This window comes from Pseudoalteromonas phenolica (assembly GCF_005876835.1).
Classification (GTDB): Bacteria; Pseudomonadota; Gammaproteobacteria; order Enterobacterales; family Alteromonadaceae; genus Pseudoalteromonas; species Pseudoalteromonas phenolica_B.
Genome location: NZ_PPSW01000006.1, coordinates 17185 through 42708, shown reverse-complemented (window position 1 = coordinate 42708; position 25524 = coordinate 17185). Strand labels below are relative to the sequence as shown.

Below are 25524 nucleotides of genomic sequence, written 5' to 3'. Positions count from 1 at the left end.
CAGTAAAACTAGCATTTACACCCTTTTTGTATAAACTCCTAAATCATTTTGTTTTGCAAAATACATAGCTACATCAGCAATATGAATTAACTTTTTCAAAGATAATTGCTCATACGTAGACATTTTGGCAATACCTATACTCACCCCAAAATTTAACGCTAGAATTTTTTCAGAGACGCTGTCCATAATTGCGTGGTGAATTCTCTTTGCTACTGATTCACCATCATCTTCTGATGTATTTTCCATAATGATAATAAATTCATCACCGCCAAACCTCGCCGAAATATCGCTTTTACGAGTTTGCTTTTGAATTATCTTAGCGACATGAACAAGTAATTCATCGCCGGCTTTGTGACCTAGTTCGTCGTTAACGCGTTTGAACTTATTTAGGTCCATGAATAGCACAGAGCAATTCATTTCATTTCTGGCGCAAAGTGATAAAAAGTTTTCACCAGCTTCGTTTAAAAAAGCGCGGTTATGGAGACGAGTGAGTTCATCATGTGTCGCACTAAATATTAGTTGCTCTTCTAGTTTCAGCTTTTCCATAGCAACTGATGTTATAAGGGCTGCTACTTTTACAATTTCAATTTCAGCTTCCGTCGGAGACTTTGCTTCATGATGATATATCGCAAACGTCCCCATTACTTCTTTGTAAGAGTCAGTGAAAGGAATTGACCAACATGCATGAAGATTAGCTTGTTGGGTAAGCGCTAAATAAGGTTGCCAATTTGAGTGCGAATTTATATTTTCGACAATAACTGGCTTGTTTAAAAATGCTGCTGCGCCACAACTTCCCACATTTTCGCCTATTTTAACGCCTTCAATGGCATCGTTATAGAAGTCTGGTAGGTTATTTTCAGCACCACTGTGGAGTGTATTGTGTTCTTTATTTAAAGTTAGAATAGAAACTTTACAGCCAGGCAAAAATTGCTCTACTGTTCCGATCACTTCTTTGAGAAAAGGAGCAATGTCCGAGCTTAATGCTAAATCACTTAAAAGACGATTAAATTGCCTATGAACTGTTAATAGAAATAAAGTTTGGTCCAAAACTACACCATCTAACTAATTAATAACCTGCGAATAGCACCATGCCCTAACTCACATATTTTCTACAATTAAAGTATACGCTAAACAATGGAAAATAGTGCACTTTTGCATCATTTAACATAAACATGTTCTATATGACACTGAATTAGTTAATTGTAGTTTAAAGTCAAATTTAAACTTTTTCTATAAACTCTAATACGGTAGCGTTAATGCAGTATCTATCTTGCCCTCTTGGACCTTCGCCTTTAAAAACATGACCCAAATGAATACCACTAGATTTAGAACGTATTTCAATTCGTTTCATACCAAAGCTGTGATCGTCATGATAAGTCACACTGTCTTTTACAGGACGAGTAAACGACAACCAACCTGTACCTGAGTTGAACCGTTTTGATGTTTCAAACAAAGGCGCACCGCTTAGTTTGTCAATAAACACGCCCTCACCTGTTTTCTTAAACAAGTCATATTCTTTACAAAACGGTCTGTCAGTTCCTTTTTGAAAAGCAACCTCATAGGCTTCTGACTCACCCAATTTAAATGCACCCAGCGCTTGATAAAAGTCTTCACGAGTCATATACCCCTGAAAACCAGCCACTTCTTTGCCATTTTCAAAAAATAAAATGGTAGGGGTTGCCCAAGTCGCAGAGCGAACTACTAAACGCTCAAGTTGATCTGCATAGCGATAGGTTAAAGGAATTGTGCCTTGATAGTCGTTTAGTACGGTAGATTTCAGTTTTTCACAATATGGGCAGTAATTGCGAGAATCAATGATCACCACTTGCTTACCCACCAGCAATGAACTGTTATCAACTTTACTTGGTTTTGTTTGCTTAAACGTCACGCCAGTAGAATGATCAGGGCAATACCCGTTCGGGTTTTTAGCAATGTAGTTTTGATGATATTCTTCGGCACGATAAAACTGCTCAAGCGGTTTCACTTGGGTCTTTATTTCTCCATACCCAGCCTTGCTTAATAAGTTCTGAAACTCTGTTTTTGCTTCATTAATCACTGAAAGCTGTTCAGGTGTGTTATACAAAATAATTGAACGGTACTGAGTACCAATGTCATTGCCTTGGCGATTTTCTTGCGTTGGGTCGTGCTTTTCAAAAAAATGTTCAAGCAATGCGCGTGTACTGAGCATATTGGCGTTGTAAGTAACTTTCACGACTTCGGCATAATTATTGTCATCAAAACGTCGTTTACGTTTGATGATCTCTTTGTAGGTGGCTTTAAAACCACGGCCATCTGCATAACCAGACTCAGCGTCTAAGACCCCTTCTAACTGTTCATAGCCTTTTTCAGCTCCCCAGAAACATCCCGAACCCAGCACCAATGTTTGAATATGCGAAGTTGCATTGTCTTTATCCATTGCATTTGAAAATAGAGGAAAAAATAGCAACGTAGACAAAATCGTAATTATTACTTTCATTTATTTGACCTAAAATGTGCTTGAAACATATTAACTATGACCTTGTGGATGTGAATTTACTTTCATCCACCGTTTAAACTCGTAAATTTAACGACATTGAGTGTCTTTTTTTTCGAATTTAATGTAAAAAGCCAACAAATTATTTATCTAGGAATGTACTATGAAATTTGTTTCACAGATCAGTGCAATCGCGTTAGCAGTTTCTGCTTCAAGCGCATTTGCAGCAGACTTCAATTTCAACTCTAAATTAAGCAAGGGTGATGCGCTTGTTGTTTTCCAAGCAGGCGAAGCAGCAACACAATTTGATTTCTTAGATAGAGATACCAAAAAACAAATTAATCGCGCTATCAAAACAGCTGAATTCAAAGGTGCTTACGGTAAAACATTAGAAGTAATCGCGCCAGTTGACAGCGATTACGGCCGCATCTTGGTGGTTGGTTTAGGTGAAGAAGACAAGCTTGACTCAGCAAAAATGGCTAAGCTTGGTGCTAACTTACACGCTAAACTTGAAGGTAAAAAAGTAGATAAAGCGACAATCGCGTTTGAAGATGTAAAAGGCGCAGTGAGCAACGCTGACCTTGCTGCACAACTTGCACACGGTGCAAATTTACGTGATTACACGTTTGAACTATACAAAAAAGAGCCAAACAAATTTAACGTGACTTACAACTTCGATGTAGCTAATAAAAAAGCAACAGCGAAAGCGTACGAGCAACTAGCAAACATCGAAAAAGGTGTATTTTTAGCACGTGACCTAACGTCTGAAGTACCAACTGAAATGACGCCTGTTGATTTCGCAAAAGCGGCAAAAGATCTTGAGCAATACGGCGTTAAGGTTACTATTTTAGAACCTGCAAAACTTAAAGAGCTTGGCATGGGTGCACTTGAAGGTGTTGGCCGTGGCTCTAAAGACGGTTCACGTCTAGTAGTTGCACACTATGAAGGTAATAACAGCACACCAATCGCACTTGTTGGTAAAGGTATTACATTCGATTCAGGTGGTTACAGCATCAAAACGGGTTCATCTATCAACCGCATGAAATCTGACATGGCAGGTGCTGCAGCGGTACTTGGTACTGTTAAAGCAATGGCACTAAGCAAAGCAGACGTAAACGTAGTTGCGGTTATGGGTATGGCTGCAAACATGGTGTCAGAAAACTCAATCGCACCAGGTGATGTGCTTCGCACAGCTGAAGGCATTAGTGTTGAAGTATTAAACACGGACGCTGAAGGTCGTTTAGTATTAAGTGATGCTATGTGGTATGCACGTGAATACTACAAGCCAGAGGTCATGATTGATGTAGCAACACTAACAGGCTCTAAGATCCGTGCAGTAGGTAACCGTTACTCTGCAATCTTCTCTGATGACCAAACGCTAGTTGACCAAATCACTGTTGCTGGTAAGCAAGTAAATGAGCCTGTATGGCGTTTACCGTTAGGCTACAAAGACAAGCTTAAGTCACCAATTGCTGACATCGCAAACATTGGTTCAGGTGGTCCAGGTGCAACAACTGCAGCATCATTCTTACAACATTTTGCTGGTGACACACGTTGGTTACACATCGATATCGCGGGTAATGCGTTAACTAACTCTGCAAAAGATGAAATCCCAGCAGGCGGCACAGGTTATGGTGTTCGTATGCTAAGTAACTGGCTTTTAACTAACAAGCAGTAATAACTGCTTCAGTTAAAACAGTTTATCTAAAAGCCACATCCATTTATAGATGTGGCTTTTTTGTATTGGTGAATCGCTAAGGTACTCAATACTTGCCTGTTATGACACAATAAGAAAATAAATATAATAATCGGAACAACCATGACCTGCGTGCAATGCTATCAACTTAGTGAACAAGCATTAGTTCTATCAATTGACGGATTAATAACTCAGGAAGTACGACAAAAAATCTTTGCGCTCGCACAAACCGCATATAATACCAATGATTTTTTTGACATAGTTCCAGCCAACTCATCTATTACCTTCTACCTCAATGACTTTACTCGAGCTGATTATTGGTTAGAACAACTAATCACCCTATGGGAAAAAAGTGAACCTGAAGTATTCACACCTAAAACACATCTAATTGATACCTTCTACGGCGGTGAATACGGCCCTGACTTAAATGAAGTATCTGAGCTTACCGGTTTAAGCCAAAAACAAGCCATCGAGTTACATGCCTCTGTAGACTATCAGGTCGGATTTTTAGGCTTTTTACCTGGATTTGGTTATTTAGAATCGCTCCCAGAGCAACTTAAGTTGCCTCGAAAATCCACGCCAAGGGCGCATGTACCTGCACTCAGTGTTGCAATAGCAGAATCTCTTACTGCTATTTACCCGTCTAGCTCCCCTGGAGGTTGGCACCTTATAGGTAGATGCGAGCAACCTTTATTTAACCCTCATACTGATTCGCCTAGCTTGTTAGCACCCGGTGACGTTGTCAGGTTTATTCCTAAGGAGCACCGCTAATGCTAAAAGTGATCAAACCCGGCGTTTTCAGTAGCATTCAAGATTTAGGTCGTCACGGGCATCGTCATTTAGGTGTCTCGCAAGCTGGCGTACTCGATCCAATCGCATTGAAAGCAGGCAATGCACTACTGGGTAATATAGAAACTGCCGCCTGTATTGAAATTACTGTTGGTTTATCTGAATTTGAATTTACTCAGCCATGTAATTTTGCCATCACTGGGGGCAACTTGAATGCAAAACTCAACTCAAAAGCCCTCTACCCTGGATGGCGTTACCATGCAAAAGCGGGCGACATCATTAAATTTGCCAGTCATCCAGAGTTTTTACGCGCCTATTTATGTGTAGAGCATGGTTTCGATGTACTGAAAGTGATGAACTCTCGCAGTACCGACTGCCAAGCCAAATTTGGCGGTTTTGAAGGAAACGCTTTGCAAAAAGGTGATGTCATTCCCTTCTCTGAAAGCTTAGTTCCTTGCTCAGAGCTGGCTATAAAGCCTACTGACTATACAAACGTGGTAAGAGTACTCAAAGGCCCACATTGTGATATCTTGCCAGAGGATTATTTGGCACAGCTTTTATCGAAAACATGGACTGTCAGCGACTTAAGTAATCGTATGGGTGCCCGTTTAGAGCATCCCACACTGTTACCGCACCAAAAAAGCATTGATTCGCAAGGTGTTCACCCCGGCGTTATTCAATTACCGCCAACAGGCACCCCGATTGTTTTGCTCAATGACTGCCAAACAACAGGTGGCTACCCAATTATAGCCTCTGTGATCCAAGCAGACTTACGTCATTTTAGCCAATTAGCGCCAACTAAAACTTGTCGCTTTGAGCTGGTAGATTTTGATGTGGCTAACACTGCATTGAAAAAACAAGAACAAGAAATAACGCGGTTCAAAATCGCAATACAACAATTAGAAAATAAGAAGTAACATCATGTTTGATTTAAACTATATGCCGCTGATTGGCATTTTGGTCGTTGTGGTTGGCTTTGCCTTAAAGTTCAACCCACTGCTGGTTGTGACTGCGGCAGGTCTTGCCACCGGTATTGCCGTGGATATGGACTTTATCGCCTTAATCGAAACCTTTGGCGAAAAGTTTATGAACTCCCGCCAACTCGCTAGCTTTTTACTTATCTTGCCTGTGATAGCTATTCTAGAACGCTACGGTCTGCAGCAACGCGCAAAAACTTGGATTGCTAACATTAAAGGCGCTACGACAACCCGCATTTTAAGTATGTATTTTGTGGTACGTGAATGCTCAGCGGCTTTGGGCTTATTAAGCCTAGCGGGTCAAGCGCAAACCGTTCGCCCATTACTTGCCCCTATGGCATTAGGTGCCGCAGCAAATACACATGGTGATTTGCCTAAACCAATTAAAGATTTAATTAGTGCCCATGCCGCGGCTTGCGACAACATTGCGGTGTTTTTTGGTGAAGATATCTTTATCGCTTTTGGCGCTGTACTTTTGATGGACGCGTTCTTAAAAGAAAATGGCATTGCGGGCATTGAGCCTCTGCATATTGGTCTTTGGGCTATTCCAACTGCAATCGCCGCTTTAATCGTTCACCTATTCCGTCTAGCGCGCTTTGAAGCAAAAATTAGAAACCTCATCGCAGAGCATAAATCACAGCAAACAGAAAACGCTGAGGGGGCATTATCATGAGTGCGCCAGTAAATGACACTGCAGTTAACAGCACAGCCATTATTTCAATTGAAAACATCTATCTTTTGATTGGCTTTGTTGTGATGTTTTTAGTGGTTAAAACCCTACAAGATAAACAACACCCTCAAAAATACACCACAGCCCTATTTTGGTTCTTGTTTGGTAATGTGTTTTTATTTGGCGACCTCTCAATAAATTTAATCGGCGAGTCTCTCACCTATCAGTGGGTTGGCTTTAGTGTCATCGCCATTGCCTTACTTGCTGGCTTTGGCAAAGTTTCTATGGGCTCTTACCACCAGCCATCAGAAGAGCAACTTGAACATGATGCCAAGCGAATAGGCAATAAGTTGTTTGTGCCCGCGGTATTAATTCCAGTGGTTACTGTAATTTGTACTTTGCTTTTAAGTAATGTGAACATTGCTGAGGTGTATTTATTTGACCAAAAGCATGTGACGCTTGCTTCACTCACCCTTGCATGTGGTGTAGCACTGATTGTTGCTTGGCGTTTTACCTCAGGCTCGCCTTTTCAAGCACTTTCTGAATCACGCCGTTTGGTTGATTCAATTGGCTGGGCGGCCATTTTACCGCAAATGCTCGCCATGTTAGGTGGTGTCTTTATCGTAGCCAACACCGGCACTGCGATTCAAGACCTTGTAAAGCTATTTATCTCGCCAGATAACCGCTTCATGTTAGTCGTGTTGTACTGTGTTGGTATGGCGCTATTTACCATGATCATGGGCAATGCGTTTGCGGCTTTCCCTGTGATGACTGCGGGTGTTGCCCTACCGTTTTTAATTGAAGGCCATGGCGCCGCAGCCGCACCGCTTGTTGCCATAGGTATGTATTCTGGTTATTGCGGTACGCTGATGACGCCTATGGCTGCGAATTTTAATATTGTGCCTGCCGCACTGCTTGATTTAAAAGACAAATATCAAGTTATCAAAGTGCAGATCCCAACGGCCATTGCATTACTCATTATCAATATTTTCTTAATGTACGGAGTGATCTTTAATGACTAAACAGACCAAGGTCGAATTAAAGACCGTGCTCCTGACGGGTTTTGAACCCTTTGGTGGCGAAAGTATTAACCCATCATGGCAAGCAGTAAAACAATTACATGGTCAAAGCATTAATGACCACCAGGTTGAATGTGTAGAGCTACCTTGTGAGTTCGGGCGCTCCCTTGAACACCTATATCAAGCGATAGAAAAACATCAGCCCAGTCTTGTTTTGTGCATCGGTCAAGCTGGCGGCCGCTCTCATATTTCGATAGAACGTATCGCCATTAATATAGATGATGCGCGCATTGCTGATAATGCGGGTAATCAACCAGTCGATACCACCATTATTGATGATGCACCTGCGGCATATTTTGCCAAGCTGCCCATTAAAACCATGTTTAAAGGCTTAATAGAAGCAGGCATTCCAGCAGAAGTGTCAAATACGGCAGGCACTTATGTGTGTAACCATGTGATGTTTGGCTTACTGCATTATATAGCGCGCCATTTTGGTGAGAATGACAAATCAATCCGAGGTGGCTTTATCCATATTCCATTTTTGCCAGAGCAAGCTGTGCACCACGGTGGTGCACCAAGCATGAGTCAAACAACAGTTGTTGATGCACTCAAGTTATTGATAAAAAATGGACTTTCAAGCGAACCTGATCTCAAAGTAGCCGCTGGTACCACACATTAATCACGCAATTCACCCTCTTTTTCATATTGGTGCAATAGTGCTTTGCTATTGCACCAGCTTTGACATAAAAAATTCATTTTAAGCCTAATTATCTATGTGACTTAACTAAAATTTTCTGTTAGTTATAGAGACTGTACCTGCGCAATTTTACAATTCTTTAACTATGCCTGACAAAACAGGCAATGCGCAGACAGCAATTAACAGGAATGAGGTAATTATGTGTTCTATTTTTGGAGTACTAGAACTTAAGACAGATCCCGCTCAGTTGCGAACACAAGCAATTGAGATGTCTAAAAAGCTACGACATCGAGGCCCAGATTGGTCAGGTGTTTATTCATCAGATAAAGCCATTTTAGTCCATGAGCGCTTAGCGATCGTTGGTGTTTCAAGTGGTGCGCAACCACTATACAACCCTGAGAAAACCCATATTCTTGCAGTCAATGGTGAAATCTATAACCACAAAGAACTTGCTGCGAATTTAACCACTGACTTTGAATTTCAAACCGAATCAGACTGTGAAGTTATTTTAGCGCTATATAAACAAAAAGGCCCTGAGTTTTTAGACGACCTGAACGGTATTTTCGCGTTCTGCTTATACGATGAAGAAAACGATGCTTATTTAATTGGTCGTGACCACATTGGTATTATTCCACTTTATACGGGTCGCGATCAGCACGGCAACTTTTATGTCGCCAGTGAACTGAAAGCGCTGACACCGATTTGTACCAGTATCGAAGAGTTTCCTCCGGGTCATTATCTATATTCAAAAGAAGGCTCGCTACATAGCTACTATCAACGTGACTGGCAGTCATTTGATGCGGTAAAAGACAACCCTGCCAGTGCTGAGGAAGTAAAAGACGGTCTTGAAGCTGCGGTTAAACGCCAACTCATGTGTGACGTGCCTTATGGCGTATTACTGTCTGGCGGCTTAGATTCATCGGTTATTTCAGCCATTACCCAAAAGTTTGCCGCAAAACGTATTGAAGACAACGATGAGTCAGATGCATGGTGGCCTAAACTACACTCTTTTTCTATCGGTCTTGAAGGCTCGCCTGATTTAGCCGCTGCGCAAAAAGTTGCAGATGAAATTGGTACTGTGCACCACCCTATTCACTTTACTGTTCAGCAAGGCTTAGATGCACTACGAGAAGTGATCTATCACCTTGAAACTTATGATGTGACTACGGTACGTGCATCGACGCCAATGTATTTAATGTCGCGTCAAATTAAAGCCATGGGCATTAAAATGGTGCTTTCAGGTGAAGGGGCTGATGAGCTATTTGGCGGTTACTTATACTTCCATAAAGCGCCAAATGCGCAAGAATTCCATGAAGAGTTAAACCGTAAAGTTTCAAAACTGCATATGTTTGACTGTTTGCGCGCGAACAAATCAATGGCCGCTTGGGGTGTTGAAGCTCGCGTACCATTCTTAGACAAAGAGTTTGTTGATATTGCCATGCGCACCAACCCTGATTACAAGATGTGTAAAGATGGCCGCATTGAGAAGCATATCGTTCGTGAAGCATTCGACGGCTATTTACCTGATGAAGTGTTATGGCGTCAAAAAGAGCAGTTCTCTGATGGCGTAGGCTATTCTTGGATTGATTCTTTGAAAGAGTTTGTTGAAGAGCAAGTATCTGATTCTGAGCTTGAAAATGCGCAATATCGCTTCCCTATCAATACCCCTGATAGCAAAGAAGCTTATTTCTATCGCACAATCTTTGAAGAGCACTTCCCGGGGGAAGCTGCTGCGAAATGTGTACCACATGGAAAATCAGTTGCATGTTCAACCCCGCAGGCTTTAGCTTGGGATAAAGCATTCCAAGAAAATGCCGACCCATCTGGTCGCGCAGCAAAAGTGCATAACGACGCGTATTAAATTTTACGTTTTACTCTAAACAAAACGCAGCCCAAGGCTGCGTTTTTATTTGCGTGGGATAAACCCACGCCTACAAATAAAACCAGCATTTTCACCAATACCAATTTCACACCTGTAGGCGCCGATTTTACATCGCGCTTTGTAAACCTTTGTATGGGATAAACTCACGCCTGAAAGTAAAACAGCCCTGTTCACCAACACCAATTTCAAACCGGTAGGCGCCGATTTTATATCGCGCTTTTCACTCTCAAATCATAAAACCCAATTCAGTATCAAAAATGACCCCATACCTACAACCACCACAGCCAAGGTATTTTTAATTTTTAAACTAGCCAACACTGTAATTAATCCAGCATACAAAAATGGACTATGGAAAAACGCAGCGCCTTCGGTTTTATGACCTAAAAACACAATCGGCACCCACATTGCAGTCAACACTGATGGTGCTGTGTACTGCAACAATTGTTGTACTCTCAGGCTCAAACTGATGGGAAGTGACTTCATAAAAAACAGATATCGACATGAGAAAGTGATCACTGTCATTAATACTATCAATAGATCGTTACTCATCACTTAGCTCCTGTTTAGCTTCGCCCCTCACAGCACTCTTTATTGCTGAACTCTTTATTGCAAAATAATAACCCGCAAACATACCGACAAAGGTCGAGGCAATTAACGCATACTCAAATGCTAACAGCTCTAAAACCAACACTGAAACACCACTTGCCAATACCGACATCAATACGGGTTTGTCTTTAATGGCTGGCACAACCAATGCGATGAAAGTTGCCGCAATCGCAAACTCTAACCCATAGGCTTGTAAATTCTCTATGTTATTACCCGCCACTATGCCCACCAGCGTGGCTAGATTCCACATCACATAAAAGGCAATACCAGACGCAACCGCATACACATAACAAAAACGTTTATGTTTTGCGATGTAGGCGTTGGTCAACGCAAACATTTCATCTGTTAAAAAGAAGGCAAAAACGATACGTTTAAACAAGGGTAAACCTTTCACGTAACTCTGAAAAACCGCTGAATACAATAAATGGCGAGAACTTATTACAAATGTTGAAGATAAAATCGGCATGGCAGGGCTACCCAAGCCGATTAATTGCATCCCCGCTAACTGCGCGGCTCCAGCAAAAACAAACAAAGACATGGCTTGTGCGTGCCAAGGCGACAACCCAACTTGAATGGCTAAAGAACCACATAAGATCCCCCACGGGATCACAGCCACACAGAGCGGGAACATATCAATAAACCCGCGCACAATAATACTCAAATTACCTTGTTGATTTTCAGCTTGCATAGGTGCTGTTTTGTCTAATTCTTCCATTAAAGGTTTGGATGATGCCATATTTTAAGCTCAACGATGAATAGTTCGTCGTTAAAGCATAAACAGGGTTCAAAACAATTTATTGTACAAAGTTGCGCTCGTTCGATTGCTTTAATACTAATCCTCTTGATTAAGTAACCTATTTTAGAGTTGGTATTATCTAGGCTACTAATGACGTGAGCTGAAACTGCTTAGGCGTTGTGCCCAATGCTTTTTTGAAATGGCGGTTGAAATGACTTTGGTCGTGAAAACCACAGCCGATAGCGGTATCTAAAATAGATGCACCAGCGCGAAGCATTTTCTTTGCTTTGATAAGCCTTGCCTGAATTTGGTAGGCATGAGGGGTAATGCCAAATGCCTGACTAAATTGGCGCACAAAGTGAAATTTACTACAGCCTACTACATTCGCTAGTTGCTCTAACGAGACGTTAACTTGGGTATATTCGTCTAAAAACTCTCTGGCGAGTTTGAGTTTTTGCACATCAACACTCGCTGCTTTTGCCACTTCAATATGACGGCCATAACCAGACGCCAATTGTGCCAACGTGCTGTATAACAGCGTTTCAATAAGTAATTTAGACGCCCCATTTTCAATCTGTTCGAATACACACCTTAGCTGGGCCGCTATTCGAGCATCTTCAATCACAGAGTCTTTAAAATAAGGCGTGAGGCTTTGATTATTTACTAAATCTTTAGAGATTTGATTAAAGTGCTCAACAGTCGGATAAAGGGCTTTATATTTCCAGCCACCCGCCGTTGCCGTTTCGCCTGTGTGAACATCATCGGCATTAACTAGAATAATGCTATTTTCAGCAGCAACATGGTTTGCCCCACTGCGATAAAAACGCTGTGCCCCCTGCTCAATCAAGCCAATGGTATAGCCTTCATGAACATGCTTAGAAAAGGTTTGTCGCTCGTATTGTGCATCGACCACTTCAAGGCCGTTTAATACATCGGCGTAGTGATATTTTGCCTGCTCTTTTGCCAACCGATTTGCCTCTAAATAATGGTATTTCTTTTATAACACTATTTGAGCAATCTGTTTTGTACAAAATTGCTGTTTCAATGCCCTATTTTATAAACCACATTTCTGTAGCACCGACTTTATGTCGGGTTAAACACCCATAAAAAAAGCGCTGAGTTCATAACTCAACGCTTTCTCAATGTCGATAAAACAAGCCGTTAATTTAAGCGCTTATTTCTCTATCCAAGGTGTAATTAATACAGGCTTTGCACTCATAGAGTCACTGGTAAATTTAAAATCATCGCCTTCCCAGCTGTCTTCTACAGTAAATTTACACACGTTATTCGCGCATCTGACCCCCGGCTGATTGAAAGCAACCTGATTATCAAACTTAACTGAGATCCCTTTTTGCGATGGCAATAAAAAGCTCATTAACTTACTTACAAAGAAGCCAGATAAGTCCGATAACAGTTCATCAAACTCATGATGAAGCTGATAAATGTCAGCTTTGGTTAAATTTTCTAACCCAAAGTGTTCAGCTTCAATCTGAAACTTTAACTGGCAATCATGCTTTGGGTTTTGTGGCTCAATGACCAATACTGCTTTATCTTTATCTAGTTTATCGTCGTAAGGGAGTAATAATTGCGCGTCTTCAGTGTAAGTTAAAGGAGTTTCACTGTTCTCGGTTACAATTTTACCTTTGGCAATTTTGCACGGCTCAAGGGTGGCAATATCGACAATGTAAAAATTAACGCGGGCAAACTCGAACTCACCTTTTTCGATCACCTTCAAACGGTCGTGAAAGCCATCGTAAGACACCACAAAGTTATCGGCCATAGCTGGTTGGGCAAACCCAATAGCCGCTAACGCGAGCGCAAAAAATTTATTCTTCATTAAAATAAGCCTTGTTATGACGGATCATGTCATTTAATTCTTCAATATACGCATCACCGCGCTCAGAATAAGAAAGCAGGCCTGCTGTCAACTCTGTTGCATCAATTGGCTTTTTCTCAGCACGTAATTGTGCACGCTTTGCTCTTAGCTCGGTGTACGCATTATGGGTGTTTAAATTTCTAAAATACGATTTAACACTGGCTCTCACAGACTTAAACGCTGCAACTTCATGGGCTGCTTCGTCTGCGCGTCTTTTAGGAACCAAACCGCAGCCCTTCTTGTAACACCACTGTCCAAAAAAGTTAAGGCCAATTCGCGCAAACCTTGATGTACCCCAAGCCGATTCATTGGCTGCCTGCATTAGCGCCAATTCTTTTGGAATTATATCAACATGTATCAATGCAGTTTGTAGGCTTTCGACTGTATAGTCGGCATCACCCAAACGGTAATAAGCAAAAATATCGTCTAGTTTTTTAACTTGTGTTGAGGTCAACTCTTCTTCAAATTGCAGCATCATTAATGCAATCTCAATCGACGCACGTTGCTGCAAAATAGCTTGGTTTTCTTTTACTACATGAGGTTTTATGAAATCAAAGAATGCCTTCTTCTTGGCTCTCACATCTTTGATATTTGCAAAGTCTGGTAACTCTACATCATGAAGTGGTTTTTCTACTTCCACTTTTTTTACTGGTAGCTGTTTTTGAACAGGCGCTTCAACCACCTCTTCAATCACTTCTTCAGGCTGAATGAATGGATAAATCAAACCATAAATTGCAACCACAGCGATAACCAGTTTAAGTAAATTTCTTAGCATTTTTTCTCCGATAAAACAGCACATTCCCCGCTTCCATGAATGGGTTGTTACCAGCTAAACACCACACTTTATGCGTTGCGAAAAGCAATTGTAACCTGCACTATGTATACTATTAATGAACTCAAAAGCGCGTAATTATATATAAATTCGCCAATAAAGGCGAATTACCCCAAAATACGCTGAGATTATGTCATTATTTTGATACACCTGAATGAGGAATACTCGAGGATTTATGGACTTGATTTGGCAGCAAAGACGATGTGAACAACGTAAAAACAGACCTAACGATAACCGCTCAGCTTTTCAAGTTGACCGCTCTCGTATTATTCATGCAGCCGCTTTCAGACGACTGCAAGCCAAGACACAGATCATGTCGATTGGCGTTAACGACTTTTACCGTACACGACTAACCCACTCGCTCGAAGTTGCGCAAATTGGTACCGGCTTATTACGCCACTTACAAAATAGCCATCCCGATTTTTCACTGTTTCCTAGCACAAGCTTAATTGAAACCTTATGTTTAGCGCATGATATCGGCCACCCGCCATTTGGTCATGGCGGCGAAACCGCACTGAACTTTATGATGCGCGAACACGGTGGCTTTGAGGGCAACGCCCAAACACTGCGCATTGTCGCCAAACTTGAGCCTTACTCAAAAGGGTTCGGCATGAATCTGACGCGCCGCACCTTACTAGGCTTTATAAAATATCCGGCATTAATCAACCAGCTTTGGCATTCGCAAGCTGAGCACAACCCTGCTTCACCATTTATTACCGCCCACCACTGGCTACCAGCCAAAGGCGTTTATAACTGCGATCAAGACATTTTTGACTGGGTACTCGCGCCTTTCTCAGACGCCGATAAAGACTTACTGCAATCAAATAAACCCTGGGATGACTTTAGAAATAAAACCCAATTTAAGTCGCTCGATTGCGCCATCATGGAAATGGCCGACGACATCGCCTATGCGGTTCACGATTTAGAAGACGCCATTGCCACTGAAACATTGTCAGCCTCAGATTGGCACAACTATGCCATGCCAAAACTCAAAGCGCTCGATTCACCTTGGTTAAAACAAAACTTAGACGTACTCACGCAGCGCTTATTCTCAGATGATGAGTCACTCAGAAAAGACGCCATTGGCGAGCTTGTAAACTTATTCATTGTAAACAGCAGCATGCAAACACAAAACGACGCGTTTGAATCAGAGTTACTTAAAAACACCGTGAAACTCGAGCCCGAGTTTGCAGCAATTCTGCAAGTGCTGAAAATTTTCGTTTACGAGCGACTCATCCGTGAGCCCAAAATGCAGCAAATAGAATTCAGCGGTCAAAACCTGTTAATGGATTTATTCAAAGCATTCGCCAGCGATCCGATGCGACTACTGCCACACACGACTCAAGTGATCTTTGAAGAAGCACATGATGAAAACGCGAGAATGCGTGTACTAACCGACTATTTATCGGGTATGTCTGATGAATATGCGAGAAAGACGCATGCGAGGCTGTTTGCGGGAGCGGTTTAAAAGAAGAGTCATTGAGGCTCTGTGATTTAATGGGCCTCCAAGAAAATAACAATTATGAATTGAAGCTTTAGAATCGAAATTGTGGAGAAACAACATCAATACAATCATCACAAAAGAACTCAAACTAATGATGACACTTGGTATATCACTCATCATAGCCATTTTTGTTCTTATATGGTGTACTCATTCAGTCTGTTGCAAGACCAGCCCTAATGGCGATAATAAATGAAGACGATGAAACCTAACTCTCAAACTCTGTTTTACCTCAATAATAAACAAGTGATACACAGCTTTCACTCAATATTTAAAGCCATCTTGATGTCGTTTATTCCATTCATGGTGCTGTTTTGGTCTAACAAATCAAGTTATGTATCTATTGATTTATATTACTTCTATACCTCAATTATCTTTGTTGGACTCTTTTACTTTATTTTTTCGATTATTGGCTGGATTATTTTCGGCTTGCCAACTCACTTTATTGCAACTAAGTTTTTTCACGGCAGTCATTGGGGTTATTTAGGTGGTTTTCTTTTATTTAGCGCCATGATCATATTCATTTCAGGGGGTATAGAAACACTGTGGTTTTACAGCGGTGTAGCTGGGCTGCAAATTGCGCTATTTTTATGGTGCTTTAAGAGAAGAGTTTAGTATTAAAATGTCGTTGATATTTAAAGGGGAGAGAAAAGCTGGTCGGCATAGCAGGATTTGAACCTGCGACCCCTGACACCCCATGACAGTGCGCTACCAAGCTGCGCTATATGCCGACTTGCTAGCAACTATACAAGATTAATCTTAAAAGGCAACAACCTGTTGGATTGTTTGAACATTTTGTGTTCTTTATTTCAATTTGAAGGTGCTTAACTGATCCAATCCCAGAGTTTATAAATAAAGAATAAGTTTCTCTGGAGGTTATAACTCCCAAAATCCTTGCTCAATGCCACCTATTATGTAAATTGCAAACTTGCCTTTCTCTGGTATCTCCATAGGCGACATAGCTATTTCAGCGCCTTGGGCCTCAACATGCTTAACAGTGCCTCTATATTGTCGACTAACCAATATGGCCTAACTACTGGCGTTTCGTTTTCTCTTAAGGGCCCGCTTACACCAAGAATGCTACCATCCTGTAAAAGACTTGTTTTAGCACCGCCTAACATTGCATCTGGCTGGCTAAAACTTGCGTTCTGTGAGTGCTCATACGCTTTACACACGCTTCAACATCTGGGGTAACGATTTCAAGGTAATGTATTCTCATAGTGATACTCTGTTAAGACACCTATTCTCTTAAATTTAATAAAATCACTTCAAGCTGCAACATGTAAGATAGTCTATTAAAGCGCTCTATTTATCATGCAGATTTGCCTAAGGGTCTTATTGGCTCATACAAGAATGTGCATTAAGTGACTTTTCTTAAATTGCTCCTCATTTCATTTCGCAGCAAAGTTTTAAACGCCTTTTTTAGGGGTCAAATTAGCTCAAAAAGTTCGTAATGAGATGCTTAAAGGCCTTAAAGTGCCCTGCTGACACTTTGCATAAAGACAACTGAAACATTTATGTCATTTTTCATCGTTACTGTCTGCCGCAATGATTTAGTAACAGCTTTAGAGCTCAACATGACAAACACATATTTAAAATTATCTTGGCTGATTGGTGGATTACTTTGTAGTGAGGTTGCCAATGCTTCACAGACTAATAAGCAATGGCTAACCGAGTCTGAGTTTATTTCGCCTATTGATGTCGCACATACTAACCATAAACAACTTGCGGTGAGTGAAGCGCACGGTATCGCTTTACTCGATGAGCAAGGTAATGCTTTATCGACAATTAACTCTAAGTCTGAACATTTAGACTTTAGGTGGCTACCAAACTCTAAGTCTCTCGGAGTGTTATCTACCCTAAACAAAAACACCGGCAATATCGAGCTCATTAAAGTTGATTTTAAACGGAATCGTATTGAAAAAGCGTATGAGCTTTTAGCAGATAAAACAGCATTTGATGCACTGTGTTTGGGTTCTTCATCTGAGCATATTGAGTTATTCACTGTTGATGTAAACGGCATCGTTAGTCAAATGGCGCTAAATACCGCAAACGATACTGATTGGCAATTAAGTGAAATTCGACATTTTGCAGCGGGCCTTAATATGAAGTCTTGTGCAGTGAATGACCTCACCGAATCACTCTATATCGCAGAAGAAAATATTGGCGTTTGGCAGTACTCGACTAACCCTGAGCTTGAAATTATTCGCGAGCTTTTACAGCTTGCTGAGGGGCTCGAAGTAGAATACTTAGATACCACCGCTTCGGGTGATGTGTCTGTGGTGTCACCAAGTACAAGCAAGCTTTGGCTACTTAACCAAAGTAGTAAGGCGTTCAAACCTAATGAGCTGCCCAAAGACATAGCGCCAAAAACCGTTCAGCTTCACCGCTCTGACAAAAACTTAATTGCTTATATCTTCGATGATGAGACATCTAAGAATATCAAAATCAATATGGGCAAACATAAGTTACCTTTGAAAAAGAAGAATGAGCAACCGATTGCCAATCTGCTCCCCTTTGCACAAACGACCTCTGTTGCATCTCATGGTGACGCCGCAGATGATCCTGAAATTTGGATTAATAGCACAACGCCTTCAAACAGCCTCGTTTATGGTACTGATAAAAAGTCAGGACTCAACATTTACGATCTTAATGGCAACCTTGTAAAAACTTTACCTGTTGGTCGAGTAAACAATGTCGATATTCGTTACGGCGTTAAATTCAATGGTGAGGTTGTTGATATAGCAGCAGCCAGTAACCGAACCAATAAAAACATCAGCCTATTTAAAATCGATCAAAAATCTGGGCTCCCTACTTTGCTTGCCGATATTGAAACAGACTTGGCTGATCCATATGGTTTATGTATGGGACAATACGATAATGAACTGGCGGTATGGATTAATGACACCGATGGTCGCTTTCAAAAATACGAGATTGCATTTAATAAGCAAAAAGTAACAGGCAAGAAAACTCTAGAATGGACAGTACCTAGTCAACCTGAAGGCTGTGTAAGCGATGATGCGAATAAACGCTTGTTTTATGGTGAAGAGTCAACGGGTGTATGGCTAAAAGACCTTAAAGGTAACCAGCCCGACAAGTTGATCTCCGGTTTAAATGAGCAAATCGAAGCCGATATTGAAGGCATGAGCTTATATCGTTTAAACGGCAAACAATACCTTGTTGTATCTAGCCAAGGTAATAACCGCTTTGCGGTATATGCCGTAGACAATAACAATGAATTTTTGGGTGTTTTTGAAGTCGGCGTAAACTGGGCGAGCATGATCGATGGTGCTTCAGAAACCGATGGTTTGGCAGTAACAAGCAGCTATCTTGGTGAAGCCCTCCCGAATGGCCTATTAGTTGTTCAAGATGGTCATAATGTAATGCCTAAAAGCACACAAAACTTTAAGCTTGTTGATGGCAGTTTGTTAAGAGATTGGATCTTAAATAAAGTCGCAAAGTAGCTTCTAAAAATACAGTGCAGACCAACATTGCAATGTTTGAGTCAATATAAAAGCTCACATGTCTAAGTGAGATGCTAGAAGAAGCGTCTCACTCATACTTGCTTTCAGCTAGCGTAAGATTAACCTGCTTATTATTTATTTTTACCAAATGATTTATACGCTCGAACTCTCCAGATTTAAAACTACCGTAAATTTCTAATTGAGTTAGATTAGGTGTTTGTAATTCAGATAAAAATGAATCTACAAATGTATATTCTTTGTCTTCTTCAAAGCGTTCTAAATCTATTTCAACTTCTTTAAGTTTTGGAAAACGAGATTTAAGAAGATTATCTAACGTAGCTTGTGCAATCGGTCCACCATTTACGCACGTATAATAATCATTAAGTTGAATAGTTAACCTTTCTAACTCAGGAAAATAAAGAGGTTTATGTAATTCAAAGGCCCCACCTAAATATAAGTCTTTTAATTTAGGCATACCTGTAAAACTATTAGTTATGTCACCTATGGTGCCAAAAACACAATGAGCATTACAAAATAGTTCACTTGCACCCAAAGAGAGCTCTTTAACATTTGCAAAGTTAACTTTCGAAACTGCTTCAGTTATCTTGTCATACTTTAGGCCAGACCCTAAAGCATAAGTTGAATCTCCGATAACCAATCGCTCTACTTGATTTACATATTCTGACTGTAAAAATTGTTCTATAACTTCGATGCCATCTGAACCTAAATAAAAATAAAAACCTTTAGCTTCTGTCGGTAAGTTTCTAAATTCACGATAACTTTTAGGTAGGTTTGAAGGTATACCAAAATAAACATCGCTTTGACGTTCCATCTCAATTAGTCGTTGCTTTTCTTTTCTGGCGTTTATTTCTTCTGATCTTTTAGCATTACCATCTGAGTCAGAATTAAATTCTAATATAGGTAAAAATTCTAAAGCCCACTCATCAACTCTGTTGAGATGAATACGTGCAGAGACAAAGCTAATACCAAATATTAAAGGAGTTAATAAGTAATAAAGTGGATTTAATTCTAAATATAAACAACCAGTAATATGCAGGCAGACTGCGATTAATCCTACTGGTATTCTATGCTTGGTCTTATGTGTTTTTCCTAAAAATTTTGCAGTCACTCCAACAATCAATGGGGGTAAGAGAAACAATAATATTGCTGCAATGCGAATGTCTTCGATTAATAAATACACGCATGCAGCTGGTATTGAACCAATAAATGCCCCTAATATAGCACCCGATGGACTTTCTTTTCTTATGAGTTCTTCATAAGCTGTTTTCATTTCTTCATTTGAGAAAAGCATGCAACATTCCTTTATACTTATAAATATCAGTTTTCTGGATAGACTGAATTAAGTATTGATTTCTGCAAACTGCCCTTGCGTTAATTCACATAGAGTAGCTGCCGCCAATTCAATTTCGAGGCCTCTGCGCCCTGCACTCACAAAAATGGTTTCAAAAGTTTTGGCTGAGCTATCTATCACGGTGGCAAGGCGTTTCTTTTGCGCCAATGGACTAACGCCACCTAAAATGTACCCTGTTGAACGCTCGACTAATTGCTGTGCAGCCATGGCTGCTTTCTTTGCACCGACGGCTTTTGCCAAAGACTTTAAGTTCAGTTGTTGGTTAACGGGTAAAACTGCGACCACAAGTTGTTTGCTGTCAGTTTCAACTACTAGGGTTTTAAATACTTGAGATGGGTTTAAACCTAGCTTTTCGGCCGCCTCCAAGCCATAAGATTGCGCGTTTGGCTCGTGCTTGTACTCGTGTACGCTAAATGGAATTTTGTTTTTTCTGGCGAGTAAAATCGCTGGAGTCATGGCTTTAATCCTTTTAATTAACTGTTGCAATTTAACCGCTGTTACTTTGGATAACAAATAAATTTAATAAAAGTTGTCACACTTTGATCCGCTCAAGTGACTTAGTTATATAACCAACAGGAGCTACTATGATTAAGTCACACTACAAACCAAATAAACCTACAAAATTAAGCCTATTGATTGTTTTGTTCATCGCTATTGCGGCAGCATTAAATAGCGCACAAGTATGGGCGCATAATCACTTTACTGTTAAATCATTCGGAAATAGCCAAGCAGATAATGCCAATATCATTCTGATCCCAGGTCTTATGTCTAACGGAGAAGTTTGGCAAAGCACCCTAGACGCAATCAAAGATGAACACCGCGTTCATGTGATCTCAATCAGCGGATTTGCCGATAGTCAAAAACCTACAAACTTTTCGATGTACGAGTTACAAAACGAGCTAATTGATTTTATTACTGAAAAGAATCGCAAGTCAGAAGCTTCAAATGCTGTAGCAAATAAAACAATTCTAATTGGCCATAGTTTGGGAGGCTTTTTAGCTATGTCGATTGCATTAGAAAAGCCAGAGCTTGTTAGTAAGGTCGTTTCAGTAGATGGCCTTCCCTATATTGGTCCGATATTCACTGGCACTAATCAAACGACCCCAGCTTCACTTAGCCACCAAGCTGAACGCATACTTTTAATGCACAAATCAATGACTCAAGCGCAACTAGCAAAGCAAACAGCAAGCGGTATATTTATTCAAGCCACTCAGCCTAGGCACCAAAAGCATATCATTGATATGGCTGAACGATCTGATCCGGTAACCGTTGGCAAAGCTATGCACTATTTAATGAGCAATGATTTAAGACCATCACTGGCTAAAATAAAAGCGGACTTACTTATTCTGGGTGCATCGGGTGGATTTAACGATAACTCGCGTAAACAAGGCGTTGAACAACTATACAAAGAGCAAGTCGTAAATCTACCCAATGCTGTAGTCAAAATGAATACAACTTCTCGTCATTTTATTATGTATGATGATCCTAAATGGCTAAACGACCAAGTTACGGCATTCATTAAGGATAAATCATGAATACATTAGCGTATAAACTAGACATGAAAGACAGTACCAGTATTGCTTTATATGTGTCGCATGCACGAAAAGGTAATGTAAATGCCTTTGAAGCACTTCACAAAGCATGTCGACAACTCATTTGCAGTATTGCGCTCGCTATCACGAAGGACGTGCATGCGAGTGAAGATGTAGCGCAACAAGTATTTATCAATGCATGGCAAAACCTCGATAAGTTAAAAAACGATCACAGCTTTTTACCTTGGCTTCGCCAAACTGCTCGTTATAAAGCTTTAAACGTATTGCGAGAAAAGTCGAACTTAGTATCTGACAATGATGAGTCACTCGAGCAATCACTTGAGCAGTTACTTGCTCACCATGATTGTCCTGATAGTGATTTACTAAAAGATGAACAAGTCATGCTGATGAATCAACTTGTTTCAGCTTTACCAGAAGAGAGCCGTGAGATTTTAATCTTGTACTACCGAGAAGAGCAATCTAGCAAGCAAGTCGCTGCATTATTAGATATCTCTGAGGAAAAAGTACGTCAGCAGTTATCAAGAAGCCGAAAGAAGCTTAAGTCTCAATATTTAAATCGTTTTGGTACATTGGCAATTTCGACGATTACCCCAGCTGTTGCTTTAGGCTTGGTCGCCCCAAGTGCGCCAGTTGCTGCGGCAACACTGGTCACCAATACAACGTATAGCTCACCATTATTGAAGCTTTTTGCGGTCTTAGGTGGCGCTTTTATTGGGGCTTTTGCTGCAATGCTTGCGGTGTTTTATAGCATGAAGTATCCCATTAAGTACGCAAAGACTGAGCAGACAAAAGCAATACTTAAAGTTATGAGAACCAGAATGTTAATCACCACGTTTGTGTTTGGGGTGCTATTCGTTATGAGTTATTCATTTAGCTCGGGCTGGATTATGCCAACCCTTGTTTACTCGGCATTTGCATTGATTCTTGGCTTGCAAATCTTCCAAGGTCAAAACATTGTTATGTTAGATCAACAAAATATGAGTGACAGTGAAATTGCAGCTAAGCCTTTTTTGTGCCGCCCTAAATGGCAAAAGCTTTTTGGCCGAATTGGTCTGGTGCTTGGGTTTGCCAGCGGCGGCTTTGGTTTAGTGATGGGGTTAATTGGCTCGGGCAGATTGGTTTTATGAGTTTATTCTATTTGAGAATAGAAAGATGCGCGATGTAAAAAGAAAAACGCGACATTAAGTCGCATTTTCATACATCTGTTTCAATTTACTAATCGAACCTTACAAATTCTCTTTATAGACCTTCAGTGCTTGCTCTAAATCTGCGATTAAGTCTTCAACATCTTCTAAACCTATATGTAGGCGAATAATCGGGCCGTGCTCCCACCCTGTTGTTGAGCGCAGCTTTGCCATGGTTTTATTGGCAGTGACAAGGCTTTCGTAGCCACCCCATGAGAAACCCATTTTGAAATGATGCAATGCATCTAAAAACGCATTGATTGATTTGAGGTTGCCCTCTTTCATAACAAACGAGAATAAACCGTTGCTGCCATCAAAATCGCGCTTAAAGAACTCATGCCCCGGGCAAGTTTCAAATGCTGGGTGTCGTACATGATCAACGAGTTCGTGTTCAGACAACCACTGTGCGACTTGTATAGCCGCTTTTTCGTGCTGGGCTAAACGCACAGGCATAGTACGAAGACCACGTAATGCTAAGTAAGCATCATCAGCAGACGTACATTGACCTAACAAATAAGAGTGCTCACGCAATGTCGGCCAATGGGCTTCATTTGCAACCGCCACGCCCATCATCACATCTGAGTGACCAACAATGTATTTAGTAGCCGCTTGAATACTGACGTCAACGCCAAAGTTCAATGGTCTAAAATGCCAACCATTACCATAGGTATTGTCTAGCATAGTGATGATGTTATGCTTTTTCGCAACTTCAACAAGTGCAGGCACATCTTGAATTTCCATGGTGATTGACCCCGGAGATTCTAAGAAAATCACTTTAGTGTTTTCTTGAATAAGGGCTTCGATGCCTGCGCCAATCGTTGGGTCATAATACGTAGTCGTGATCCCAAGGCCAGCTAAAATCTTGTCGCATAGATCACGTGTCGGCTCGTAAGCGTTATCAACCATTAATAAGTGGTCGCCGGCTTTCAAAAAAGACAATAAAGATTGACTGATGGCTGCGGCACCCGATGGATAAAGTGCACAACCTGCGCCATTTTCAAGTTCCGTAATGGCATCTTGTAGCGCATAGTGAGTATTTGTGCCACGACGACCATAAAATAAGGTGCGATCAGCACGCTCTTTAATGGCGGTTTGCATTTCTTCTACGGTATCAAATACGACTGTTGAAGCACGTTGCACAACTGGGTTTACGACCCCTTGGGTATATTGTTTTTTTCTGCCAGCACTGACAATCTGAGTGTTCTTTTTCATTGTTAAACCTTGGTATTTTTAACTTGTTTTATTCGCCAAGTGCGCGCCAATATTCAACTAAATAACGTGAAATTGAATCTCTTCGGGTAAGTTTAAACCCAGGCGTATCATCGCCCCACTCTGCGAATGTATTTAATTCTGCTCTTGAGAACCACTTAGCATCTTGCAATTCATCTTGTTCCACAGAGATCTCTGTGGTTTTCGCTTTGGCAATAAAGCCCAGCATTAATGACGACGGAAAAGGCCATGGCTGTGATGCGATATACTGCGCATCTTCTGCAATAATGCCCGACTCTTCTTCTACTTCACGCAGTACCGCTTGCTCTAGTGATTCTCCTGGATCAACAAAACCTGCGAGCGTTGAATATACGCCTTCTGGCCAGCTTTCTTGACGACCCATCAAACAACGCTCTATGCCATCGTCAAAGGTATGGGTCACTAACATAATCACCGCCGGATCAGTTCGTGGGAATGTAATATGACGACATTCACCATTTTGACAACGACGTGCATGCCCGCCCTCATAAGGCTTATTTGCCGTGCCACAACGGCCACAAAAAACATGGGTTTTATGCCAATAGCACATGCCCCTTGCGAGTACGCCGATAGATGCTTCAAAACCATTTAGTTTTGGCCCAACTTTACGCATATCTTCAAATGTGCCACCCGCTGATAAATCATTCACTTCATCAGGGTCTATATTCGACACATCTAACACAAAATAGTGTAATTCGTTTTGATGGCCAATATACACGGCATCATCGGTATTTAGGTGTGCGACTGACGACCAGAGTAATAGCTGAAGCTTTTGTAAATCAGCGCTAAATAAGTTTTTATCTTGGTAAATTAAAAGCCATCGGCTGTTGGTCGTTTTTTGCGTGTTTAGCCAATTGCTATCTTTGCGTTGTTGCGACGCTCTGTCTAAACTCATCTGCGTGTAATGAAGCATATTCACTCCTTTGCGTGATTTGAGCTTAAGCTAACA

23 protein-coding genes and 1 tRNA gene are annotated in these 25524 nt (G+C 41.0%); 12 read left to right on the top strand and 12 right to left on the bottom strand.

Annotated features, from left to right (window positions below; genetic code table 11):
* Nucleotides 1–15: 15 nt before the first annotated feature.
* Nucleotides 16–1047 (bottom strand): sensor domain-containing diguanylate cyclase, encoded by a 1032-nt coding sequence (locus tag C1E24_RS02735; RefSeq protein WP_138478527.1) that lies wholly within the window; start codon nucleotides 1045–1047, stop codon nucleotides 16–18.
* Nucleotides 1048–1219: 172 nt separating this feature from the next.
* Nucleotides 1220–2416, bottom strand: a complete 1197-nt coding sequence (gene msrA, locus C1E24_RS02730; protein ID WP_240721932.1) for a peptide-methionine (S)-S-oxide reductase MsrA — start codon at nucleotides 2414–2416, stop codon at nucleotides 1220–1222.
* A 220-nt stretch (nucleotides 2417–2636) separates the two neighbouring features.
* Between msrA and C1E24_RS02725 the strand changes: the two genes are divergently transcribed.
* From C1E24_RS02725 to asnB, 7 genes are all read left to right on the top strand, one after another.
* Nucleotides 2637–4151, top strand: a complete 1515-nt coding sequence (locus C1E24_RS02725) for a leucyl aminopeptidase (protein WP_138478523.1) — start codon at nucleotides 2637–2639, stop codon at nucleotides 4149–4151.
* A 141-nt stretch (nucleotides 4152–4292) separates the two neighbouring features.
* Nucleotides 4293–4940: a 5-oxoprolinase subunit PxpB gene (gene pxpB, locus C1E24_RS02720; protein ID WP_138478521.1), complete on the top strand. Its 648-nt coding sequence runs from the start codon at nucleotides 4293–4295 to the stop codon at nucleotides 4938–4940.
* Nucleotides 4940–5875 (top strand): biotin-dependent carboxyltransferase family protein, encoded by a 936-nt coding sequence (locus tag C1E24_RS02715; protein WP_138478519.1) that lies wholly within the window; start codon nucleotides 4940–4942, stop codon nucleotides 5873–5875. Before pxpB ends, C1E24_RS02715 begins: the two co-directional genes overlap by 1 nt.
* A gap of 4 nt (nucleotides 5876–5879) precedes the next feature.
* On the top strand, nucleotides 5880–6608 hold the full coding sequence (locus tag C1E24_RS02710; RefSeq protein ID WP_138478517.1) for a DUF969 domain-containing protein: 729 nt from the start codon (nucleotides 5880–5882) through the stop codon (nucleotides 6606–6608).
* Entirely contained in the window at nucleotides 6605–7627 is a 1023-nt protein-coding gene (locus C1E24_RS02705; protein ID WP_138478515.1) for a DUF979 domain-containing protein, read from the top strand. Before C1E24_RS02710 ends, C1E24_RS02705 begins: the two co-directional genes overlap by 4 nt.
* The gene (gene pcp, locus C1E24_RS02700; protein ID WP_138478513.1) at nucleotides 7620–8303 is read left to right on the top strand and encodes a pyroglutamyl-peptidase I; all 684 of its coding nucleotides are present in this window, start codon (nucleotides 7620–7622) and stop codon (nucleotides 8301–8303) included. Before C1E24_RS02705 ends, pcp begins: the two co-directional genes overlap by 8 nt.
* Before the next feature lie 217 nt (nucleotides 8304–8520).
* Nucleotides 8521–10182 carry an asparagine synthase B gene (gene asnB / locus C1E24_RS02695; RefSeq protein ID WP_138478511.1) on the top strand — a complete coding sequence of 554 codons (1662 nt, stop codon included), beginning with the start codon at nucleotides 8521–8523 and terminating at the stop codon, nucleotides 10180–10182.
* A gap of 252 nt (nucleotides 10183–10434) precedes the next feature.
* Here the strand turns inward: asnB and C1E24_RS02690 are convergent, their stop codons facing one another.
* The 5 genes from C1E24_RS02690 to C1E24_RS02670 form a co-directional block, all read right to left on the bottom strand.
* The gene (locus C1E24_RS02690) at nucleotides 10435–10752 is read right to left on the bottom strand and encodes an AzlD domain-containing protein (protein ID WP_138478509.1); all 318 of its coding nucleotides are present in this window, start codon (nucleotides 10750–10752) and stop codon (nucleotides 10435–10437) included.
* Nucleotides 10745–11545 carry an AzlC family ABC transporter permease gene (locus C1E24_RS02685; RefSeq protein WP_240721924.1) on the bottom strand — a complete coding sequence of 267 codons (801 nt, stop codon included), beginning with the start codon at nucleotides 11543–11545 and terminating at the stop codon, nucleotides 10745–10747. Before C1E24_RS02685 ends, C1E24_RS02690 begins: the two co-directional genes overlap by 8 nt.
* 139 nt (nucleotides 11546–11684) lie before the next feature.
* On the bottom strand, nucleotides 11685–12512 hold the full coding sequence (locus C1E24_RS02680; protein ID WP_138478507.1) for an AraC family transcriptional regulator: 828 nt from the start codon (nucleotides 12510–12512) through the stop codon (nucleotides 11685–11687).
* Between the two features lie 207 nt (nucleotides 12513–12719).
* Entirely contained in the window at nucleotides 12720–13382 is a 663-nt protein-coding gene (locus C1E24_RS02675) for a DUF2987 domain-containing protein (protein ID WP_138478505.1), read from the bottom strand.
* Nucleotides 13372–14196, bottom strand: a complete 825-nt coding sequence (locus C1E24_RS02670) for a glucosaminidase domain-containing protein (RefSeq protein ID WP_138478504.1) — start codon at nucleotides 14194–14196, stop codon at nucleotides 13372–13374. The genes C1E24_RS02675 and C1E24_RS02670 overlap by 11 nt, the downstream gene beginning before the upstream one ends.
* Before the next feature lie 232 nt (nucleotides 14197–14428).
* Between C1E24_RS02670 and C1E24_RS02665 the strand changes: the two genes are divergently transcribed.
* Complete coding sequence (locus C1E24_RS02665; protein ID WP_138478502.1) at nucleotides 14429–15721, top strand: anti-phage deoxyguanosine triphosphatase; 1293 nt, start codon at nucleotides 14429–14431, stop codon at nucleotides 15719–15721.
* A gap of 225 nt (nucleotides 15722–15946) precedes the next feature.
* Nucleotides 15947–16369, top strand: a complete 423-nt coding sequence (locus C1E24_RS02660; RefSeq protein ID WP_138478500.1) for a hypothetical protein — start codon at nucleotides 15947–15949, stop codon at nucleotides 16367–16369.
* Nucleotides 16370–16408: 39 nt separating this feature from the next.
* On the opposite strand, the gene C1E24_RS02655 is transcribed toward C1E24_RS02660, so the two are convergent.
* Nucleotides 16409–16485 (bottom strand) — tRNA-Pro (locus C1E24_RS02655).
* A gap of 846 nt (nucleotides 16486–17331) precedes the next feature.
* On the opposite strand from C1E24_RS02655, the gene C1E24_RS02645 reads away from it, so the two are divergent.
* Nucleotides 17332–19218, top strand: coding sequence for a phytase (locus C1E24_RS02645; protein WP_171040739.1), 1887 nt, complete (start codon nucleotides 17332–17334; stop codon nucleotides 19216–19218).
* An 88-nt stretch (nucleotides 19219–19306) separates the two neighbouring features.
* Here C1E24_RS02645 and C1E24_RS02640 read toward each other — a convergent pair whose 3' ends face one another.
* Complete coding sequence (locus tag C1E24_RS02640; RefSeq protein WP_138478496.1) at nucleotides 19307–20530, bottom strand: hypothetical protein; 1224 nt, start codon at nucleotides 20528–20530, stop codon at nucleotides 19307–19309.
* Between the two features lie 48 nt (nucleotides 20531–20578).
* Nucleotides 20579–21046, bottom strand: coding sequence for a Cys-tRNA(Pro) deacylase (ybaK, locus tag C1E24_RS02635; RefSeq protein ID WP_138478494.1), 468 nt, complete (start codon nucleotides 21044–21046; stop codon nucleotides 20579–20581).
* Nucleotides 21047–21174: 128 nt separating this feature from the next.
* On the opposite strand from ybaK, the gene C1E24_RS02630 reads away from it, so the two are divergent.
* Together C1E24_RS02630 and C1E24_RS02625 are read left to right on the top strand one after the other, a co-directional pair.
* Nucleotides 21175–22125 carry an alpha/beta fold hydrolase gene (locus tag C1E24_RS02630; RefSeq protein WP_138478492.1) on the top strand — a complete coding sequence of 317 codons (951 nt, stop codon included), beginning with the start codon at nucleotides 21175–21177 and terminating at the stop codon, nucleotides 22123–22125.
* Nucleotides 22122–23270, top strand: coding sequence for an RNA polymerase sigma factor (locus tag C1E24_RS02625; protein ID WP_138478491.1), 1149 nt, complete (start codon nucleotides 22122–22124; stop codon nucleotides 23268–23270). Before C1E24_RS02630 ends, C1E24_RS02625 begins: the two co-directional genes overlap by 4 nt.
* A 99-nt stretch (nucleotides 23271–23369) precedes the next feature.
* Here the strand turns inward: C1E24_RS02625 and C1E24_RS02620 are convergent, their stop codons facing one another.
* Complete coding sequence (locus tag C1E24_RS02620; protein ID WP_138478489.1) at nucleotides 23370–24539, bottom strand: cystathionine beta-lyase; 1170 nt, start codon at nucleotides 24537–24539, stop codon at nucleotides 23370–23372.
* A 28-nt stretch (nucleotides 24540–24567) separates the two neighbouring features.
* Complete coding sequence (gene nudC / locus C1E24_RS02615; protein WP_171040737.1) at nucleotides 24568–25488, bottom strand: NAD(+) diphosphatase; 921 nt, start codon at nucleotides 25486–25488, stop codon at nucleotides 24568–24570.
* Nucleotides 25489–25524 lie beyond the last annotated feature (36 nt).